This window comes from Streptomyces sp. A3M-1-3 (assembly GCF_024213665.1).
Taxonomy (GTDB): Bacteria; Actinomycetota; Actinomycetes; order Streptomycetales; family Streptomycetaceae; genus Streptomyces.
In genome coordinates this window covers 23,632-42,941 of record NZ_JANAVP010000033.1, presented here as the reverse complement: position 1 = coordinate 42,941, position 19,310 = coordinate 23,632, and the positions used below count along the sequence as shown (strand labels likewise).

Genomic DNA, 19,310 nt, shown 5'->3' with positions numbered 1-19,310 from the left:
GACCGCCGCACCCCGCAGGGTGGCTTCGCTCACGCCGCTGCCTGCTTCTCCTCGACGAGGGTGACGACGCACTCGATGACCTGCTCCAGCGTCAGCTCGGTGGTGTCCACCTCGACCGCGTCGTCCGCCTTCGCGAGCGGCGAGGCCTTGCGGCCGGAGTCGGCCGCGTCCCGCCTGATCAGCGCATCCTGGGTGGCCGCGAGGCCGAGGGCGTCCTTTCCCTTGAGCTCGCCGCTGCGGCGGGCGGCGCGCGCCTCCGGGGAGGCGGTGAGGAAGACCTTGAGGTCGGCGTCCGGCAGGACGGTCGTACCGATGTCGCGGCCCTCGACGACGATACCGCCCTCGGCCGTGGCCGCGATGGACCGCTGCAGTTCGGTGATCCGGGTCCGCACCTCCGGCACCGCGCTGACCGCGCTGACCTTGGAGGTGACCTCCTGGGTGCGGATCGGGCCGGAGGCGTCCAGGCCGTCCACGGTGATCGTCGGCGCGGCCGGGTCCGTACCGGACTCGATGGACGGTTTGGCGGCGGCGGTCGCGACGGCGCCGACGTCGTCGACGTCCACCCCGTTGGTGATCATCCACCAGGTGATGGCCCGGTACTGGGCGCCGGTGTCCAGGTAGTGCAGCCCGAGCTTGGCGGCGACGGCCTTGGAGGTGCTGGACTTGCCCGTGCCGGAGGGACCGTCGATGGCGACAATCACAGCTGCCGGGGCAGTCCGGGCGGCGGTTGCTGCGGTTTCCACGGTGGTGGACACCTTCCTGGTACACGGGGCGGGAGGACGTGAACGGCGGTCGGGCGCGCGTCAGCGCCCCCGCACAAGGTTACCGAGTATTCAAGGCCGCCCCGAACCGCCTGCTCAGCGGGGGCCTACTGCCGGATGGACCAGCCCCGTTCGCGCAGGGCCGCCGTCAGGACCGGTACCGCCCGGGGTTCCACCATCAGCTGGACCAGGCCCGCCTGCTGGCCGGTCGCGTGCTCGATACGGACGTCCTCGATGTTGACGCCCGCATGGCCGGTGTCCGCGAAGATACGGGCCAGCTCGCCCGGCCGGTCGCTGATCAGGACGGCGACGATCTCGTACGTCGTAGGGGCCGCGCCGTGCTTGCCGGGCACCCGCACCCGGCCCGCGTTGCCGCGCCGCAGCACGTCCTCGATGCCCTCGGCGCCGCCGCGGCGCTTGTCCTCGTCGGAGGACTGCAGGGCACGCAGCGCCTGGACCGTCTCGTCCAGGTCGGCCGCGACCCCGGCCAGCACGTCGGCGACCGGTCCCGGGTTCGCGGAGAGGATCTCGACCCACATCCGGGGATCGGAGGCGGCGATCCTGGTGACGTCGCGGATGCCCTGGCCACAGAGCCGTACCGCCGACTCGTCGGCGCTCTCCAGCCGGGCCGCGACCATGCTCGAGATGAGCTGCGGGGTGTGCGAGACGAGCGCCACGGCCCGGTCGTGCGCGTCCGCGTCCATGACCACCGGCACGGCCCGGCAGAGGGCCACCAGCTCCAGGGCGAGGTTGAGCACCTCGGTGTCGGTGTCCCGGGTCGGGGTGAGCACCCAGGGGCGTCCCTCGAAGAGGTCGGCCGTGGCGGCCAGCGGGCCGGAGCGCTCCTTTCCGGACATCGGGTGCGTACCGATGTACGGAGTGAGGTCGAGGCCCAGTGCCTCCAGCTCGCGGCGTGGGCCGCCCTTGACGCTGGCGACATCGATGTAGCCGCGGGCGATGCCCCGCCGCATGGCGTCGGCCAGGGTCGCCGCGACATGCGCGGGCGGGACGGCGACGATCGCCAGGTCGACGGGACCCTCCGCCGGCTCGTCCGTACCGGCGCCCAGGGCCGCGGCGATGCGCGCCTGGGCCGGGTCGTGGTCGACCAGGTGGACCGCGACCCCACGGCCGGCGAGGGCGAGCGCGGCGGAGGTGCCGATCAGGCCGGTTCCGATGACGAGTGCGGTTCTCACTGGGCGATGTCCTTGCGGAGGGCGCCCGCGGCGCCGAGGTAGACGTGCGCGATCTTGGACTTGGGGAGGTCCGTCTCGACGTGCGCGAGGAGCCGGACGACGCGGGGCATGGCGCCGACGATGTCCAGCTCCTGGGCGCAGATCAGCGGTACGTCGATGATGCCGAGCTTACGTGCGGCGGCCGCCGGGAAATCGCTGCGCAGATCGGGTGTGGCCGTGAACCAGATGCTGATGAGGTCGTCGGCGGTGAGGCCGTTCCGTTCCAGGACGGCGGTGAGCAGCTCGCTGACCTGCTCGTCCATGTGCCCGGCCTCGTCCCGTTCGAGTTGGACGGCTCCCCGGACCGCTCGTACCGCCACGTCTGCTCCTTGCTCCGTACCTCGGGTGTCCCTGCTCCCCGCCAGCGTAGTCAGCGGGGCGGACACGAGGACCCGGCGCCCGTCCTGCGAGACGGCCGCCGGGTCCCCGGTTCTGACTGGCACCGGCCGGTCAGGATCCCTGTCGCCTGATGATGTCCTCCAGGCTGCCGGTCGGGACCTGGCCCTGCGGGGTCAGCTTGTCCACCGCCTTCGGCAGCGACTGCGCGATCTGGTCAGCCGCCTGCTCCGGGGAGACGCCGGCTTCCTGAGCGACCTTCTGCAGCGTGTCGTCCGGCAGGGCCTCCTTCATCTGCGCGCCGCTGACCGGCTTGTTCTCTCCGGTGCCGACCCAGGACTGGGCCTGATCGCCGACACCGGACTTGGTGAGGAACCCCATGAGCGATTCGAGGGGGTTGCCGCCTCCGCCGCCGCTCTTGCCGCCGGTGAAGGCGCTGAGCAGCGATCCGAGGATGTTGCCGCCACCGCCGCCGCTCTGGCCGCCGCCGCCGAGAAGACCGCCCAGCAGGGACCCGAGGTCTTTTTGCGCCATGATGTTGCCTTTCGAGGGAACCGGCCGGGCCCGGTTCGCCGGCACCCGGCTTCGGACACCGACAATCTCGCCCAAACTTGCCCATGCTGCCAGTTGGGTGAGCCACTTGCGGTAGAACGTCCGGCATGATCTTCCATGTCGTGTCCCTGGATGAGTGGACCGCCGTCCCCGGCCTCCCCTACACGCCTGCGTCCCTCGCCGCGGAGGGCTTCGTGCACTGCTCGGGGGACGAGGACTCGGCGCTGGCCATCGCCGACGCGTACTACCGGGACACGGACGGTCCGCTGCTGGTGCTGCTGATCGACGAGGCGGTCCTGGACGCGGAGGTCCGCCGCGAGGGCAACGGCGAGAGGTTCTTCCCCCATGTGTACGGGCCGGTCGACCGGGCCGCCGTGACCGGGCTGCTGGAGGTGCGGCGGGACGCGGAGGGCCGGGCGCTGGGCCTGCAGCCGTGGCCCGGCGGAGGCTGATGGCGTACGCCGTCCCTTCCCGATGGCCGCCAGGTCGGCATCCTCAAGCGCGACGGCGAACCGGCCCCCGCGCCCCGGCCCCGGCCCCGGCCCCGGACAGCCTCGTTCCGCAGCCCGCCCCGCAACGGCCACGGCCATGCCCGGCCGAGCGCGGCCCGCTTCCTGGTCCCGGCGCTCGTCGCCGCGGCGGTCGCGGTCGCCCTGGGCGCGTACGGGAGCGTGCACGACCCCGCGGGTACGGCATTCAACCTGGCCGGCTTCAACAGCACCGGAGCGGTGCCGGTCGCCGTCCACTGTCTGTACGCGCTGGGCTATCAGACGTACGAGACGCGTGTGATGTGGCATTCGCTCGTGGGGTGCTTCTTCTTCGGGGCGTTCAGCGCCAAGATGCTCCTGCTGCGCGCGGAGCGGCTGCCCGGCTGGCTGCTGCCGATCGCGGGCGGTCTGACGTTCGCGGCGCTGACAGTGATCTGGCTGACCTCGGCGCTGTGGTTCTTCCGCACCTTCGGGGTGACGACGTAAGGAGACGGCCATGCGGGAAACCACGCGCCGGCGGACGGTACTGGCGGCGGGCGCCGCGGTTGCGGGCAGTGCGCTCATCGGCTGCAGCGAGTACGGCGACGAGAGCGGCGACGGCGCGGACAGTACGCCGACGGCGACATCGGCCACCCAGGCGCAGCCGCCCGGTGGCGAGGAGCTGGCCAGGACGGCGGACATCCCGGTGGGCGGCGGCAAGGTCTTCGCGGACCGGAAGATCGTGGTGACGCAGCCCGAGGCGGGCGACTTCAAGGCGTTCTCGGCGGTCTGCACCCATCAGGGCTGCACGGTCAGCAAGGTCGCTGACGGCACCATCAACTGCCCCTGCCACGGCAGCAAGTTCAGCGTCACGGACGCCGCGGTCGCGGCCGGCCCCGCCACGCGCCCGCTGGCGGAGAAGAAAATCACCGTCGAGGGGGACGCGATCCTTCTGGCGTAATCTCGCGCGCATGCACGTCACTCCAGAGGCGCTGGTGCGCGACCACACCATCTACGCGTGCGTGATGGGCTCGCGCGCCTTCGGGCTGGCCACGGACGCCAGCGACACCGACCGCCGCGGGGTCTTCCTCGCGCCGACCCCGCTGTACTGGCGCTTCGAGAAGCCGCCGACGCATGTGGAGGGCCCGGCGGAGGAGCAGTTCTCCTGGGAGCTGGAGCGCTTCTGCGCCCTCGCCCTGCGCGCCAACCCGAACATCCTGGAGTGCCTGCACTCCCCGCTCGCGGAGCACATCGACGACACGGGCCGCGAACTCGTCGCCGTGCGCGACGCGTTCCTGTCCCGCCAGGCGCATGTGACGTTCGTCCGCTACGCGGCCGGCCAGCGCAAGAAGCTCGACGCGGACGTACGGCAGTACGGCGCCCCGCGCTGGAAGCACGCCATGCTCCCCCAGAGCTTCGCCTGGGAGGTGCCCCCAGCTGCGCCTGCTGCTGTCGTGCCGCGACCTGCTCCGCACCGGCGCCCTGACCATCGACGTGAGCGAGCACCGTGAGCGCCTGCTGGCGGTCAAGCGGGGCGAGGTGGCGTGGCCGCAGGTCGAGACCTGGTTGTCCGGCCTCGCGACCGAGGCGGACGATGCGGCCGCCCGCTCCCCTCTCCCACCGGAGCCGGACCGGGCCAGGGTGGAGGACTTCCTCGTCCGGGTGCGCCGCGCCTCAGCGCGGTGAGGCGACGTTCAGCCCCGCGCGCGTGGCGCGTGCGGCCTGCCGTTTATCCACAAGACCGCGGGTCAGGGGACATGGACCAAGACTGTCGGGCTGTCCGTACCGCCGGCTGCTGCGGCCGAGGACACAGGGCCTACGATCGGCCCATGATTCGCGCAGTAGCCTTCGATGTCGGTGAGTGCCTCGTGGACGAGACCCGGGAGTACGGCACGTGGGCCGACTGGTTGCAGGTACCACGCCACACCTTCGCCGCCATGTTCGGCGCCGTCATCGCCCAGGGCCGCGACTACCGCGACACCTTCCAGGAGTTCCAGCCCGGGTTCGATCTCTACGAGCAGCGCCAAGCCCGCTCCGCAGCAGGACAGCCCGAGCACTTCGACGAGGGCGACCTGTACCCCGACGTTCGCCCAGCCCTCGCGCAGCTCCGCGCCGATGGGCTCTGGCTCGGCATCGCGGGGAACCAGACCGTCCGGGCCGGCGGCATCCTTCGGTCGCTCTTCGCCGAGGACGTCGACCTGATCGGCACCTCCGACGACTGGGGCGCCTCGAAGCCCGACCCGCTCTTCTTCGAGCGCGTCGCCGACGTTGTGCCGTTCGCACCGGACGAGATCCTCTACGTCGGCGACCGCGTCGACAACGACATCCGCCCAGCGATCGCCGCCGGCATGCCCACCGCCCTGATCCGCCGCGGACCGTGGGCCACGATCCAGTGGAACACCGACGACGCAGAGAGGCTGCCGACCATGCGGGTCGACAGCCTCCTGGAGCTTCCGGAGCAGATCGCCAAGCTCAACCAGTCAGCGCGCTGACGGTTGTACCCCATCCGTACAGCTGCTCATCGAGGTCGCGGACACATTGTTCGTGCTGCCAAGGAGCGAGCGCCCTGCGCACCTCTCGTACCCGGTCCATGCCGGTGGCGTACCAGGTGATGCCGAGCTGATCGAGTGCCCGGGACGCGTATCCGCACGCGTCCTGCGCGTGGCCAACCGCGGCCTCCACTGCCGCGAGATCGCCCAGGACGACAGTGCGCTGCTTGTCCTCGTCCGCTGGCAGCTCTTCGAGGACGTGCAGCAGCGTGGTCCGCGCCTGCGGCAGGTGCCCCGCCTGCAGCTGCGTATTGCCCTTGAACGCAGCCAGCCGGACCGGGCTGAACCAGTCCATCCATTCCGGGTTCAGGTGGTCCGACCCGGCGGCCAGGACGTCCTCGGCATGGCCGATCAGGTGCAGCGCGGTGCGGGTGTCGCCGCAGCGCGTCTCACACTCTGCCTCCACCGCATCCAGCCACGCCCAGAACCCGGCCGAGGCCGGGCCCCGGCGCAGGCAACCCGCTGCACGAGGGCGGCACCGCCCTATAGCTCCCGCCCCGGCCGCTGATCCCTGCACAGGCGGCGACCGAGACGGGCGGGCTCACAGAGCCCAGCACGTGCACGACGGCGCGGGGGCTGGCCCCGGGCCGAGCACACACCCGAAGGAGCATCGCATGACCGCTCTCGCAACGGAACTGGTCCACGGGCGGACCCTCGTCGCGCCAGACCTGTTCGACCGTCTCTCAGCGTTCTGCGCCGAGGAGTACGGCCTGGAGGCATGCGTCGCAGAACGCGTCATGGACCAGGGCCTCGCATTCCTCGACGTGATGGGCCGCACCGGCGAGGGCCTGTCGCCCTCGCAGAAGGTCGACCCGGCGTGGCACACCTTCATGCTGCACAGCGCCGAGTACACGACCTGGTGCCAGGAGCGCTACGGCCGGTACATCCACCACGCTCCGGGCTCCCGATACCGGGACAAGGCAACGATGGTCGACGTCGTCGGCAAGCTCCGCGCCGCCGGCTACCAGGTCGACGAATCGCTGTGGGGCACGAAGGCGGACTGCCAAGAGCCGACCTGCTGCGGCGACGGCCCCTGCTGCTAGCTGACCCACCCCAGGGCGGGTCGCTACGGCAGCGGCCCGTCCGCTCGACACAGAACGATGGCCACTACCGAACTCGCAGGACGCAGCCGAGTCACCGTCTACCCCCTCGAGGGACTCACCGTCGCCTACACCACGCAGTCCAGCGACTCCCGCGGCCTGGGTGACATCGCCATCGTTGGCGTCATCGCCCCCGACACGGCGACCGGCGAACACTTGTGGCGGCTGGCGGCGAGCATGTTCACCAACCCGCCGACCGGCCAGGTACAGGCCAGGTGGATCCTCACCCAGTGCACCCGAGCACGAACCGTGAGGGCCCCGGCCCATCGCGACCTGACAGACACCAAGTGGGCCGCTGCCGTCAAGAGCGAGGTCCAGCTCGACTCACTCTTCGCCAACCACGAGACCCTCCGCACAGGCCGGTTCACGCTCGAATGACCCCCCGCTACTGCCGCACAAGATCTGCGAGGGACACGCCGGTCGCGTCGGCGATCATGATGAGCGAGTCCAGCCCGCCGGAGTGACCCTGCTCGATGCGGTTGTACGTGGCGCGGTCCATGCCGACCCTCTCGGCAACTTCCTGCTGGGAGAGGTTTCGCGTGCTCGCGCGCGGCTCAGCCCCGGGTGCCGACCTGCCGCTGGCGGGCGAGGACCCTTCCGCATGACGGTAGCCATCTTCGTCATGCGGCATCGCTCGAACGAATGACATGCGCCCTTCGCGACAGGCGCGTCACGCATCCCAGAGCGCCCCCAGCGACAGCAGGTCGCTCCGGTACTCGATGCGGGCCTCCCAGTCCCCTGGCCAGGCTCCCGCGCCCAGGTGGGCGCCCGCGAAGGCGCCCGTCAGGCAGGCGATCGAGTCGGAGTCGCCCTGCGTGCAGGCCGCCCTGCGCAGGGCGGTGACCGGCTCCTCGGGGAAGAGGAGGAAGCACAGCAGCCCGGTCGCGAGCGCCTCCTCGGCGATCCAGCCGTCCCCCGTCGCCAGGCACGGGTCGGTCTCGGGTGATGGCGTACGCAGGGCCTGGGTGAGACGGTCCAGGACCGCCAGGCATTCGTCCCAGCCGCGGGAGATGAAGACCTCGGGTGACGCGTCGTGCGTGTACGTCCAGAGGTCGCCGAGCCAGCGCTCGTGGTACCGGGTGCGGTTCTCTACCGCGTACGAGCGGAGCTGTCCGACCAGTCCGGTCGGCTCCGCGCCCTGCGCGAGCAGGAACACCGCCCGCGCCGTGAGGTCGCTCGCGGCCAGCGCCGTCGGATGGCCGTGCGTCAGCGCGGACTGCATCTGCGCGGCGCCCGCGCGCTGTTCCTCGCTCAGCGCGGGCGCGAGCCCGACCGGCGCGACCCGCATATTGGCGCCGCAGCCCTTCGAGCCGACCTGGCTCGCCTCCTGCCAGGGCCGGTCACTGTCCAGCAGCCGGCAGGCGACCATGCAGGTCCGGCCGGGCGCACGGTTGTTCTCGGGCGAGTGGTACCAGTTCACGAACTCCTCGCGCACCGGCCGGGCCAGCCGCTGCGGCGCGAGCAGTCCGCGGTCCATGGCGGTCCGCATGCCCTGCGCCAGTGCGAGGGTCATCTGGGTGTCGTCAGTGACGATCGCGGGCCGCGGCAGCTCCATCTCCCGCCAAGGCCCGAACGCGGCGAGGATGGACGGCACATCCTTGAACTCCGTGGGGAAGCCGAGCGCGTCCCCGAGGGCCAGTCCGATCAGGGAGCCGGTGGCCGCCTGCTTGGTACGGGTCAGGGTGCCGTTCCTGCCGTTCGTGAGGTTCATTCGGGCCGTCCTTCCGGGCGCAGCAGAGGTGGGTGCAGGGCGGTGGCGGGGCCGGCGCGGTAGAGCGCGGCGGGTTTGCCCCGGCCGCCGGTGAGCCGCGCGGCCCCCGCCACCTGTTCGACGAATCCGGGGGTGGCCAGGACCTTGCGCCGGAAGTTGGGGCGGTCGAGCGCGGTGCCCCAGACCGTCTCGTACACCTGCTGGAGCTCGCCGAGCGTGAACTCGGGCGGGCAGAAGGAGGTGGCGAGGCAGGTGTATTCGAGCTTGGCGCCGATGCGCCCCCGGGCGTCGGCGAGGATCCGGTCGTGGTCGAAGGCGAGCCGCTCGTCCGCATCGGCGGGCACCCACTGGGCGTGAGCCGCGTCGCCGCCGCCGCGCGGCTCGGGCAGGCCGGGTACGAGCGCGGTGTACGCGACGGAGACGACCCGCATCCTGGGGTCCCGGTCGGGTTCGCTGTACGTACGCAGCTGCTCCAGGTGGAGCGCGGCGGCGGTCCGCTCCGACAGGCCGGTCTCCTCGGCGAGTTCGCGCCGGGCGGCCGTCTCCGCGGACTCCCTGGGCAGTACGAAACCACCGGGCAGCGCCCACGCGCCCGCGTAAGGGTCCTGGCCGCGCCGGATCAGCAGGACGTGCAGCCGGCCGCCCCGCACGGTGAAGACGGCGAGGTCCACGGTCACCGCGAACGGCTCGAAGGCATACGGGTCGTAGCCCTCGGGCGCGCCGGCGTTCACCGTCGCTCCGGCAGTGGGGGGATGTCGTCGACGTCCCCGACCACGTTGGCGTACGCCAACTTCAGGTCCTGCCCGGCCAGATCGCGCCGCCAGTTGCGCAGCCCCAGGACGCAGAGCGTCATGAAGCCGAGGTACAGCAGCGAGGTGAGGTACAGCTCCTTGTAGGCGTACAGCGGGATGTACACCACGTCGGCGGCGATCCACAGCCACCAGGACTCCAGCCGCTTCCGGCACTGCCCGTACGTCGCCATGAGCGACAGCGCGGTGGTCAGCGCGTCCCAGAACGGGACGGTCGAGTCGGTCGCCCGGTCGAGCAGCAGGGTGAGGGCGAGGGTCCCCACCACCCCCGCCGAGACCAGCCAGGTCCACTCGGTGCGCGTGGTGCGGCGCACCGGGAGGACGGATGAACCTGGTCCACCCCCGTGGGTCCAGGTCCACCAGCCGTATCCGGCGAGGGTGATGAAGACGACCTGCAGCCCCGCGTCGGCGTACAGGCCGGCCTGGGTGAACAGCAGGATGAAGAAGACGTTGTTGGCGATGCCGATCGGCCAGTTGGCGATGTGCTGCCGGGTGACGAGCCAGACGCAGAGCGCGCCGCTGCCGAAGCCGAGGACCTCGGTCCAGCTGACCGGGGTGTCCAGCACGGTGAACAGCGGCTGCTGCAGAGGGCCGAGTACGTCTGCGAGACTCACACCCCAGCCTCCTTAATAGTCACTGTGACTATAAAGGCCGGTGGCGGCCACCGCAAGACACAAAGAAGCCCGCGGCCGGTCCCCTGTTGCCAGGGACCGGCCGCGGGCTCGTCGGGTCGGCGGACCTACAGACCGACCTACAGACCGACCTCGCGCATCAGCATGCCCACCTCGGTGTTGGTGAGGCGGCGCAGCCAGCCGGACTTCTGGTCGCCCAGCGGGATCGGCCCGAAGTGGGTCCGTACAAGCTTGTCGACCGGGAAACCGGCCTCCGACAGCATCCGGCGGACGATGTGCTTGCGGCCCTCGTGGAGGGAGACCTCGACGAGGTAGTTCTTGCCGGTGTTCTCGACGACCCGGAAGTGGTCGGCGCGGGCGTAGCCGTCCTCCAGCGGAATGCCGTTCTTCAGCTGCTTGCCCAGGTCGCGCGGGAGCGGGCCCTGGATCGCGGCGAGGTACGTCTTCTTGACGCCGTACTTCGGGTGGGTCAGCCGGTGGGCCAGCTCGCCGTGGTTGGTGAGGAGGATGATGCCCTCGGTCTCGGTGTCGAGCCGGCCGACGTGGAAGAGCCGGGTCTCCCGGTTGGTGACGTAGTCGCCGAGGCACTGGCGGCCGTCCGGGTCCTCCATGGTGGAGACGACACCGGCCGGCTTGTTCAGCGCGAAGAAGAGGTACGACTGGGTGGCGACGGTGAGGCCGTCCACCTTGATCTCGTCCTTCTCCGGGTCGACCCGCTTGCCCTGCTCGAGGACGATCTCGCCGTTGACCTCGACACGGGCCTGCTCGATCAGCTCCTCGCACGCGCGGCGCGAACCCATGCCGGCCCGGGCGAGGACCTTCTGCAGCCGCTCGCCCTCCTGCTCGGCGCCGGGGAACGTCCTGGGGGTCTTCACCTGCGGCTTGTTGTGGCGCTCCCGGTTGCGCTCCTCGATCCGGGCGTCGAGCTCGCGCGGGCGCGCCGGACCGCTCTGCGGCCGGCCTCCGCCGGTGCGGCGCGGGGCGCTCTTGCCGCCGGCGGGTGCCTTGGGTCCGCCCTTGGCGCCGCCCCGGGCGGCCGCGCCCCGGCCGCGCTCCGCCGGTTTGTCGCCGGAAGCGCCGCCGGAACCGCCCACGTCGTAACGGCGCTCCTCGGGACGGGGACGGCCCGCGCGCTTCTGCTTGTCGTCGCGCCCGTCGCGCCCGTCGCGCCCGTCACGCCCGGAGCCGGCACCCCGCTGGTTCTGGTTGCCGCTTCCGCTGTTCCTGCCGCTGCTTCGCATCAAAGTTCCGTCTTGTCGTCTGCTTCGGTGTCCGGTGCGTCCGGATCGAACGACGGAACACCTTCCTGCGTCTCGGCCTCGATCGCGTCCGCCTCCGGAAGGAAGGGCGCGAGCTCCGGGAGCTCGTCCAGGCCACGCAGGCCCATTCGCTCCAAGAAGTAGTTCGTCGTCCTGTACAGGATCGCACCTGTTTCGGGTTCCGTCCCCGCCTCATCCACCAGACCGCGCTGGAGGAGGGTCCGCATCACGCCGTCGCAGTTCACTCCGCGTACGGCGGAGACCCGTGAACGGCTGACCGGCTGGCGGTACGCGACCACGGCCAGGGTCTCCAGCGCGGCCTGGGTGAGCCGGGCCTGCTGGCCGTCGAGAACGAAGCCCTCCACGGCCTCGGCGTACTCGGGCCGGGTGTAGAACCGCCACCCGCCGGCGATCAGCCGCAGATCGAAGCCGCGTCCCTGCACGGTGTACTCGTCGGACAGCTCGCGCAGCGCGTCGGCCACCGCGCGGCGCGGCCGGGCCAGGATCTTCGCGAGGTGCTCCTCGGTGGCGGGCTCGTCCACGACCATGAGCACCGCTTCGAGGGCGGGCTTGAGGTCGAGATCCGCGACCGCGCTCGATCCGGCCGGGCTCTCCTCGCTCACGGCGTCTCCTCCTTCTTGTTCTGCGAAACCTTGTTCTGCGGATCCTCTTGATCGAACTCGTCCGTCACGGCCGGCTGCGCCCCGTCGCCGCCCGTCCAGCGGACCATGAGCGGGCCGAGGGCCTCATCCTGGTCGAGGACGACGGCCTTCTCCCGGTAGAGCTCCAGCAGGGCGAGGAAGCGCGCGACGACGGTCAGGGTGTCCGGCGCGTCCTCGGTGAGCGTACGGAAGCTGGCCTCCCCGTGCTCCCGAAGCCGTGCGACGACGACGTCGGCCTGCTCGCGCACGCTGACCAGGGGCGCGTGGATGTGGTCGATGTACACCTGCGGCTCGGCCCTGGGCTGCATCGCCTTCACGGCGAGCCTGGCGAAGCCCTCGGCGCCGATGCTGATGACCACTTCGGGCAGTAGCTCGGCGTGGTGCGGTTCCAGCCCGACAGTGCGGGGGTATCTCTTGCCCTCCGCGTCCAGCCGCGCGCTGAAGATGTCCGCGATCTGCTTGTACGCGCGGTACTGCAGCAGCCGCGCGAAGAGCAGGTCCCGCGCCTCCAGGAGGGCGAGGTCCGCCTCGTCCTCGACCTCGGCGGCGGGCAGCAGCCGGGCGGCCTTGAGGTCCAGCAGCGTCGCCGCCACGACGAGGAACTCGGTGGTCTGGTCGAGGTCCCAGTCGGCGCCCATGGCGCGGATGTGCGCCATGAACTCGTCGGTGACCTTCGAGAGGGCGACCTCGGTCACGTCCATCTTGTGCTTGGAGATCAGCTGCAGCAGCAGATCGAAGGGCCCCTCGAAGTTGGCCAGCCGAACAGTGAACCGCCCATCCCCGGCCGCGGGCGGTTCGTCTCCCACCCCGCCCCTTCCCGAAACCGGGGCCAAGCCCCCGGCCCCCCGGCCGCTCGTCCCGCCGGCCGAGGCCCCCGGAACGGATCCGGCCACCGCCTCGGCAACCGACCCCACGGGGCCGGGCCCGGATTCCGCCTCGGCCTCCGGCTCCGGAACCGAGCCCAGCCCGGCGGCCGGACGCACCCGGTGCTCCGCCTTCACCGCCGAACCCACCGGGCTCACGGCCTGCTCGGGGGCAGGGCGCAGCCAGGGCTCCGGCTCCGGGGCGGGCTCCGCCTCCGCCGCCGACTCCGCCGGGCTCGGGGACTGACCGGGGTTCGGCTCGGGTGATTGGGCGGGGGGCCTCGCCGTGGCGCTCTGAGCGCCGCTCGCGAGGGGGCGGTGGTCGGAGGGGCCGGGGGGTTCCCGCCGGTTTCGGGAGGGGGCGGGGCTGGGGAGCTCTTCAGGTGCCTCGCCCTCGCCCCCCGCCACGGGCACCGCTGCCGGCTCGGTGCCCGCGCCCGGGCCCCGGCCCAGGCTGCGGCGCGGGGCGCGGGAGGGCTGGGCGGAGGCGTGGTCTTCGGGCTGGGGCATCGCGGTCCAGGGTGCGGGGGCTTCGTACGGGAGGGCAGCCCGGTCAGGCTACCGGCGACGGAGTGTCCGGCCGGTCAGGCCGGAATCAGGGAGCGGCCCGCTGCGCGGCAGCTGGTGTCGCAAGGTGAAGGAGGCCGCGACGCGCGATGCGGGGCCCGCCGCGGAGGGGCTGATGTCACTCCGGGCACCCGGGCCCGCATGACGGGCCGGACACCCCTTGGCCGGTCAGCGCCCGCGCAGGCGCCGTACGAGGATGCTCGCGTCGCCGCGTGACTCCAGGTCCGCGAGGACGACGGCGACCGCCTCCCGGACGATCCGCCCGCGGTCGACCGCGAGGCCGTGTTCGCCGCGCAGGACGAGCCGCGCGTGCTCGAGGTCCATCAGTTCCTCGGCGGAGACGTAGACCGTGATCTTCTCGTCGTGGCGTTCACGACCGCTCGGCCGGCGGTTGGCCCCCCGCCCCCGGCGGCGCTGCTGCCCGCCCGCCGGAGCACCGGCGGGAGCCACCGGAGCCGAAGCCGGCCGCGTGCCTGAACCTTCCTGCGGGCGGCGCCCCGTCGCGGCGGCGGTCTGCGCCGCGTCCACCGCCCTGCTGCGCGGCTCGCCGGAGTCGGCGTCGGCGTCCGCGGCGGAGTGCTCAGCGGCCTCGCCGCTCTCCGCCGTCGCCCGCTCCGGCTCCGGCAGGGGATCGCTCTCGCCGGCCGGCGCCGGCACCCTCGCCTCGCCGTTCACCCCACGCCGCGGTGAGGACGACTGCAGTGCCATCCCCCCGGTCGTACGGAACAGTTCGTCGGCCCCCGGCAGACTCACTCGGCGTGACACCGGGCGAGCACCTCCCTGGCGAGCTGGCGATAGGCGGCGGCACCGACGGAGTTGGAGGCGTACGTGGTGATGGGCTCACCGGCGACCGTGGTCTCGGGGAAGCGCACGGTCCGGCCGATCACCGTGTGGTAGACGTGGTCGTCGAAGGCCTCGACGACGCGCGCCAGCACCTCTCGGCTGTGCACCGTACGGGAGTCGTACATGGTGGCGAGGATGCCGTCGAGCTCCAGGTCGGGGTTCAGCCGCTCCTGGACCTTCTCGATGGTCTCGGTCAGCAGCGCGACCCCACGCAGCGCGAAGAACTCGCACTCGAGCGGCACGATCACCTTGTGAGCCGCCGTCAGGGCGTTCACGGTGAGCAGGCCGAGCGAGGGCTGACAGTCGATCACGATGTAGTCGTAGTCGGCCATCAGCGGCTTCAGCGCCCGCTGCAGCGTCGACTCACGGGCCACCTCGCTGACCAACTGCACTTCCGCGGCCGAGAGGTCGATGTTGCTCGGCAGCAGGTCCATGTTGGGCACGGCGGTCTTCAGCAGGACCTCGTCGGCCGACATGCCCCGCTCCATGAGCAGGTTGTAGACGGTGAGGTCGAGCTCCATCGGGTTGACGCCGAGGCCGACGGACAGCGCTCCCTGCGGGTCGAAGTCGACGAGCAGGACGCGGCGTCCGTACTCGGCGAGCGCGGCGCCCAGGTTGATGGTGGACGTCGTCTTGCCGACGCCGCCCTTCTGGTTGCACATCGCGATGATCTTCGCCGGACCGTGGTCGGTCAGCGGGCCCGGGATCGGGAAGTAGGGCAGTGGCCGTCCGGTCGGGCCGATCCGCTCGCGGCGCTGACGGGCCGCGTCGGGCGCGAGGGTGGCCGCGTACTCGGGATCGGGCTCGTACTCGGCGTCGGGGTCGTAGAAGTGCCCCTCGGGCACTTCCTCGTAGTCGGCGAAGCCGGTGGGCTCTCGGCCGCTCCGGTCGCCGGCCATGGCGTTCACGTGTTGGCCGTCCATGCTCTGGTGGGCTGTCGTCATGTGCTGGTGGTTTGCGAAGGTGCGGACAGCGACGGAGCCGACAGCCTCGAGCCCGCCAGGGCCCTGGCCCCGCGCAGGACTTCCTGGTTGACCACCCCCGGGAGTAAATGTCGACTCATTCACAAGTCGTCTTACCTCCTTGGACGTGACCAGGAAACTTATCGATAGGTCAGCGTGGCACCATGCCGACGGTTGGCGACTCTATGGCGTGTCACCGCTCCGCAGCAACACAATCCGCCGGACCCGGCACGATGTGTCGGCAACCGAACACCCCTCTGTCAAGGGTGTACGGCCCGTCACTGCGAAGTTTCGCGGGTGTGCGAAACGGTTAAAGGGTTACGTTCGAGGCGAGTTGAGCGAGCCTCGCAAAGCATCCCGATACACATCCGGCCGGACCTTGTGAGGCAAGGTCCGGCCGGATGCGTGAGGTTGACGCTGCGTGTTGACGCGTCAGCCGAGCAGGGTGTGCAGTTCGACCGTCTCGAGGCCGTGCGCCTCGGCGACCGGACCGTAAACGACCTGGCCCTCATGGGTGTTGAGGCCCTTGGCGAGCGCGGGGTCACGGCGCAGCGCCTCGACCCAGCCGTTGTTGGCCAGCGACACGATGTAAGGCAGCGTGGCGTTGGTCAGCGCGTAGGTGGACGTGTTCGGGACCGCGCCGGGCATGTTGGCGACGCAGTAGAACACCGAGTTGTGGACCTGGAAGGTCGGCTCGGCGTGGGTGGTCGGACGCGAGTCCTCGAAGCAGCCGCCCTGGTCGATTGCAATGTCGACAAGTACACTTCCGGGCTTCATCCGGGAGACGAGCTCGTTGGTGACCAGCTTCGGGGCCTTCGCGCCCGGGATGAGAACCGCGCCGATCACGAGGTCGGCCTCGAGCACGGCCTTCTCCAGCTCGAAGGCGTTGGAGACGATGGTCTGGATCTTCGTACCGAAGACCTTGTCGGCCTCGCGCAGCTTGTTGATGTCGCGGTCGAGCAGCGTGACCTGGAAGCCCATGCCGATGGCGATCTGAGCGGCGTTCCAGCCGGAGACACCGCCGCCGATGACGACAGCCTTGGCCGGGGCCACGCCCGGGACACCGCCCGGGAGCACGCCGCGGCCGCCGGCCGAGCGCATCAGGTGGTACGCGCCGACCTGCGGGGCGATACGGCCGGCCACCTCGGACATCGGAGCGAGCAGCGGGAGCGCGCGGTTCGCGGTCTCCACCGTCTCGTACGCGATGGCGGTGGTGCCGGACTCCAGCAGCGCCTCGGTGCACTCGCGGGACGCGGCCAGGTGCAGGTAGGTGAAGAGCGTCTGGTCCTTGCGGAGACGGTGGTACTCCTCGGCGATGGGCTCCTTGACCTTCAGCAGCAGGTCAGCGGTGGCCCAGACCTCGTCGGCGGTGCCGAGGATCTGCGCGCCGGCGGAGACGTACTCGTCGTCCGTGATCGAGGAGCCGACGCCGGCGTTCTGCTCGACGAAGACCTGGTGGCCGTTGCGGACGAGCTCATGCACGCCGGCGGGGGTGATGGCCACCCGGAACTCGTTGTTCTTGACCTCGCGGGGGATGCCGACCTTCACGTCGATCACGGTCCTTGGCTCAGGGAATTTACGGGGCAATTCCATACATACCCGGATGCGCGACGGCACATCGGGGTACACCGCAGGAACATGCGGCAGAGCCAGTCTAATGAAGGATTTCTCGCTGTCTAGCCTTACAAAGCATCAATCCTCAGCGAAACCACTGCGGATTTCGCAGGCTGGGGAGTCGTCTTCCAGTAGTCTTTCGGCTGTAGCGCGGTGCAGACGGGCCGCCGCCGGGTCGCCCAGCCGGTCGAGCGTGTCGGCCAGCCGCAGCTGGAGTGCGGCCTGAAGTCGCACGTCACCGGCCCGCCGCGCCAGCTCCACGGCCTCCCGGCAGGTGCGCAGCGACTCCGTGGGCCGGCCCGCGTACTCCTGCACCCGCGCCATCTCGCTCAACGCCCGCGCATGGCCCGCGAGATCACCGAGCCTGCGGTACCCGGCCGCCGACGCTCGCCAGTTCCGCAGCGCCTCGCCGTAGCGGCCCGCGTAGGTGTGCACGGTGCCGAGCCGTCCGTACAGCCGGGCCTCGTCGGCCCGCTCGCCGCGGGCGAGGCGCTGGGTGAGCGCTCTGCCGTACCAGTCGGCGGCCCGCTGCCAGTCCTCCAGCTGCTGGTGCGCCCCGCCTACGGATTCCATCGCGCGACCGGTCGCGTACGGGTCATTTGCCGCCCGTCCCGCGTCCAGCGCGGCCCTGTACCGGGCCAGCGCCTCCCGGTTACGCCCGGTCCGGGCGTCCAGGTCGGCCAGATTCAGCAGCGCCGCAGCCTTCTCCCGGTGCAGCCCGCGCCGGTCGGCCACATCGAGGACCAGCCGGTGCAGCCCGTACAGGTCGGGAGCCGCGGCCTCGGTCCCCCGGTGCGCGGCCAGCGCTCGCACCAGGGCGGACACCAGCCGCCGCGCCAGGGTGTCCAGCTCGCCGTCGGCGACGGCCGCCGCCGCCGAGGCCAGCAGCGCCGGCCGGCGGGTCCGCAGCCAGCCGGCGGCTGCCTGCTGGTTCGGGAAGCGCAGCGCACGGGGCAGTCCGGCGAGTTTGCGCCGGGCGGCCGATCCGTCCGGTTCGGTGATCGCCCGGCAGGACTGCAGCAGCCGTACGGTCCGCTCCAGCATCCGGGCGCGGGCGAGCTGCACCTCCGCCGGGCGCTCCTGTGCCTCCATCGCGGCCCGGATCAGTGGCGCGAGGCAGCCGGGAACCGTGTACTGCGGCGGGGTCGACCCGTCGGGCCGCAGCAGCCCGAGCGCGGTGAAGTCGTCCAGGGTGGACTGGGCTGCCGAGACCGAACAGCCGGAGAGGGCGGACGCGGTGTGCGCGTCGACGAGGCCGGCGGGCGCGAGCGCCAGGAGTCGCAGTATCCGCGCGGCGGGCGGCACGAGGCTCTCGTACGAGAGCCGGAAGGCGCGGCCGACCGGCCCGAGGGCGGACGGCGTGGCGCGCAGCTGCCTGGCCACGTCCGCGACCGACGCCTTGGGCCGGGCGGCGAGCCATCCGCCCGCCAGCACGAGCGCGGCGGGCTGCCCCGCGCACTCCTCCACGAGCCCTTCGGCGGCGCGCGGGTCGACCTTGATCCGGACCGAGCCGGTGAAACGGCTCAGCAGCTCCACGGCGGAAGCGGTGTCCAGGCCGCCCAGTGTGCACGGCCGGACATCGGGGATGCCGGTCAGCGGGCCCTGCGCGGTGGCCACGACGAGGCAGTCCGGATTGTCGGGCAGCAGCAGGTCCACCTGCTCTGCATCGGCGGCGTCGTCGAGGAGCAGCAGCACGCGGCGTGCGGCGAGCGCCTCGCGCAGCGATTCGGCCAGCTCGTCCGCGCCGGCGCCGGGCGGCGCGGGGAGGTCCAGGGCGTCGAGCAGTTCGCGGGCGGTGCGGTCGGTGGGAACGCGTTCCCCGCCGGGGTCGGTCAGCCGGGCGTACAGCACACCGTCCGCGTAGTCGCCGCCGAGCTGCCCGGCGAGCTCCTCCGCGAGCGCGGTCCGCCCCGATCCGGGCCGCCCGGCGATGAGCAGGACCCGGGCACGGGGAGCCTTGCGCCCGGAGATGGTGTCGAGTCCGGCCCGCTCGATGTCGGCCCGAAGGGCCTGCACCTCCCGCCGCCGCCCGACAAACTCCCCGTACCCCCCGCCGCGCTGCTCCGCCTCGGACCGGGCGGATCCCGCACCCGGCAGGGGCTCAGACACCCCGGCCCGCGCCGGCTCACCCGCCCGTACCGGCACCGGCCCGGCCACCGCACTCACTGCGGACCGGTCCGGCGCGGCGGGCGGGGGGCCGGGGGCCGGCGCGGATGCGGACGCACCCCGGGCCGTGCCCGGCGGCGACGGTGTCGTACTCGGTGCGGACGGGCCGGCGGCCGCGGCCGGGGCGGAACGGCGCTGCGTATCGGGCGCCGGAGCAAGTGTCGTTGCCGGTACGGGTGCTCCTGGGGCCGTAACCGCAGCCGTGCCCGGTGGCCGGTCAGTCGC

At 71.8% G+C, this 19,310-nt stretch carries 21 protein-coding genes and 2 pseudogenes; 7 read left to right on the top strand and 16 right to left on the bottom strand.

Annotation, left to right across the window (positions count from 1 at the left end; all coding sequences use genetic code 11):
- Positions 1 to 29 precede the first annotated feature (29 nt).
- From cmk to NLX86_RS28905, 4 genes are all read right to left on the bottom strand, one after another.
- The gene (gene cmk / locus NLX86_RS28920; protein WP_254374751.1) at positions 30 to 755 is read right to left on the bottom strand and encodes a (d)CMP kinase; all 726 of its coding nucleotides are present in this window, start codon (positions 753 to 755) and stop codon (positions 30 to 32) included.
- Positions 756 to 868: 113 nt separating this feature from the next.
- Positions 869 to 1,954: a prephenate dehydrogenase gene (locus tag NLX86_RS28915; RefSeq protein WP_254374750.1), complete on the bottom strand. Its 1,086-nt coding sequence runs from the start codon at positions 1,952 to 1,954 to the stop codon at positions 869 to 871.
- Entirely contained in the window at positions 1,951 to 2,313 is a 363-nt protein-coding gene (aroH, locus tag NLX86_RS28910; protein ID WP_254374749.1) for a chorismate mutase, read from the bottom strand. The genes NLX86_RS28915 and aroH overlap by 4 nt, the downstream gene beginning before the upstream one ends.
- Positions 2,314 to 2,443: 130 nt before the next feature.
- Positions 2,444 to 2,908 carry a YidB family protein gene (locus NLX86_RS28905; RefSeq protein ID WP_374213987.1) on the bottom strand — a complete coding sequence of 155 codons (465 nt, stop codon included), beginning with the start codon at positions 2,906 to 2,908 and terminating at the stop codon, positions 2,444 to 2,446.
- A gap of 80 nt (positions 2,909 to 2,988) precedes the next feature.
- Here NLX86_RS28905 and NLX86_RS28900 point away from each other — a divergent pair, with 80 nt between their 5' ends.
- The 5 genes and pseudogenes from NLX86_RS28900 (at position 2,989) to NLX86_RS28880 (ending at position 5,840) form a co-directional block, all read left to right on the top strand.
- Positions 2,989 to 3,333 carry a DUF952 domain-containing protein gene (locus NLX86_RS28900; RefSeq protein WP_254374747.1) on the top strand — a complete coding sequence of 115 codons (345 nt, stop codon included), beginning with the start codon at positions 2,989 to 2,991 and terminating at the stop codon, positions 3,331 to 3,333.
- Positions 3,334 to 3,372: 39 nt separating this feature from the next.
- The gene (locus NLX86_RS28895; RefSeq protein WP_374213986.1) at positions 3,373 to 3,855 is read left to right on the top strand and encodes a DUF6529 family protein; all 483 of its coding nucleotides are present in this window, start codon (positions 3,373 to 3,375) and stop codon (positions 3,853 to 3,855) included.
- 10 nt (positions 3,856 to 3,865) lie between these two features.
- A complete protein-coding gene (locus NLX86_RS28890; protein ID WP_254374746.1) occupies positions 3,866 to 4,309 on the top strand; it encodes a Rieske (2Fe-2S) protein in 444 nt (147 codons plus the stop codon).
- Positions 4,310 to 4,319: 10 nt separating this feature from the next.
- Positions 4,320 to 5,034: pseudogene (locus NLX86_RS28885) on the top strand (DNA polymerase beta superfamily protein).
- Positions 5,035 to 5,177: 143 nt separating this feature from the next.
- A complete protein-coding gene (locus NLX86_RS28880) occupies positions 5,178 to 5,840 on the top strand; it encodes an HAD family hydrolase (RefSeq protein WP_254374745.1) in 663 nt (220 codons plus the stop codon).
- Here NLX86_RS28880 and NLX86_RS28875 read toward each other — a convergent pair.
- Positions 5,821 to 6,348 (bottom strand): annotated as a pseudogene (locus NLX86_RS28875) (transcriptional regulator); the annotation flags it as partial. The gene NLX86_RS28880 and the pseudogene NLX86_RS28875 sit on opposite strands and share 20 nt — an antisense overlap.
- A 163-nt stretch (positions 6,349 to 6,511) precedes the next feature.
- On the opposite strand from NLX86_RS28875, the gene NLX86_RS28870 reads away from it, so the two are divergent.
- Together NLX86_RS28870 and NLX86_RS28865 are read left to right on the top strand one after the other, a co-directional pair.
- Positions 6,512 to 6,940, top strand: a complete 429-nt coding sequence (locus tag NLX86_RS28870; protein WP_254374744.1) for a hypothetical protein — start codon at positions 6,512 to 6,514, stop codon at positions 6,938 to 6,940.
- Between the two features lie 57 nt (positions 6,941 to 6,997).
- Positions 6,998 to 7,375 (top strand): hypothetical protein, encoded by a 378-nt coding sequence (locus tag NLX86_RS28865; protein WP_254374743.1) that lies wholly within the window; start codon positions 6,998 to 7,000, stop codon positions 7,373 to 7,375.
- A gap of 7 nt (positions 7,376 to 7,382) precedes the next feature.
- Here NLX86_RS28865 and NLX86_RS28860 read toward each other — a convergent pair whose 3' ends face one another.
- From NLX86_RS28860 to NLX86_RS28810, 11 genes are all read right to left on the bottom strand, one after another.
- On the bottom strand, positions 7,383 to 7,496 hold the full coding sequence (locus NLX86_RS28860; RefSeq protein ID WP_254374742.1) for a helix-turn-helix domain-containing protein: 114 nt from the start codon (positions 7,494 to 7,496) through the stop codon (positions 7,383 to 7,385).
- Positions 7,497 to 7,667: 171 nt separating this feature from the next.
- Positions 7,668 to 8,708 carry an ADP-ribosylglycohydrolase family protein gene (locus tag NLX86_RS28855; protein WP_254374741.1) on the bottom strand — a complete coding sequence of 347 codons (1,041 nt, stop codon included), beginning with the start codon at positions 8,706 to 8,708 and terminating at the stop codon, positions 7,668 to 7,670.
- Positions 8,705 to 9,439 (bottom strand): NUDIX domain-containing protein, encoded by a 735-nt coding sequence (locus NLX86_RS28850; protein ID WP_254374740.1) that lies wholly within the window; start codon positions 9,437 to 9,439, stop codon positions 8,705 to 8,707. The genes NLX86_RS28855 and NLX86_RS28850 overlap by 4 nt, the downstream gene beginning before the upstream one ends.
- A complete protein-coding gene (pnuC, locus tag NLX86_RS28845; RefSeq protein WP_254374739.1) occupies positions 9,436 to 10,131 on the bottom strand; it encodes a nicotinamide riboside transporter PnuC in 696 nt (231 codons plus the stop codon). Before pnuC ends, NLX86_RS28850 begins: the two co-directional genes overlap by 4 nt.
- Before the next feature lie 137 nt (positions 10,132 to 10,268).
- On the bottom strand, positions 10,269 to 11,390 hold the full coding sequence (locus tag NLX86_RS28840; protein WP_254374738.1) for a pseudouridine synthase: 1,122 nt from the start codon (positions 11,388 to 11,390) through the stop codon (positions 10,269 to 10,271).
- Positions 11,390 to 12,031, bottom strand: coding sequence for an SMC-Scp complex subunit ScpB (scpB, locus tag NLX86_RS28835; RefSeq protein ID WP_254374737.1), 642 nt, complete (start codon positions 12,029 to 12,031; stop codon positions 11,390 to 11,392). Before scpB ends, NLX86_RS28840 begins: the two co-directional genes overlap by 1 nt.
- Positions 12,028 to 13,443, bottom strand: coding sequence for a segregation/condensation protein A (locus tag NLX86_RS28830; protein ID WP_254374736.1), 1,416 nt, complete (start codon positions 13,441 to 13,443; stop codon positions 12,028 to 12,030). Before NLX86_RS28830 ends, scpB begins: the two co-directional genes overlap by 4 nt.
- A 225-nt stretch (positions 13,444 to 13,668) precedes the next feature.
- Complete coding sequence (locus NLX86_RS28825; protein WP_254374786.1) at positions 13,669 to 14,253, bottom strand: hypothetical protein; 585 nt, start codon at positions 14,251 to 14,253, stop codon at positions 13,669 to 13,671.
- The gene (locus tag NLX86_RS28820; protein ID WP_254374735.1) at positions 14,250 to 15,410 is read right to left on the bottom strand and encodes a ParA family protein; all 1,161 of its coding nucleotides are present in this window, start codon (positions 15,408 to 15,410) and stop codon (positions 14,250 to 14,252) included. Before NLX86_RS28820 ends, NLX86_RS28825 begins: the two co-directional genes overlap by 4 nt.
- 327 nt (positions 15,411 to 15,737) lie before the next feature.
- On the bottom strand, positions 15,738 to 16,853 hold the full coding sequence (gene ald, locus NLX86_RS28815; RefSeq protein WP_254374785.1) for an alanine dehydrogenase: 1,116 nt from the start codon (positions 16,851 to 16,853) through the stop codon (positions 15,738 to 15,740).
- 144 nt (positions 16,854 to 16,997) lie between these two features.
- Positions 16,998 to 19,016, bottom strand: coding sequence for a tetratricopeptide repeat protein (locus tag NLX86_RS28810; RefSeq protein ID WP_302061895.1), 2,019 nt, complete (start codon positions 19,014 to 19,016; stop codon positions 16,998 to 17,000).
- Between the last annotated feature and the right edge of the window lie 294 nt (positions 19,017 to 19,310).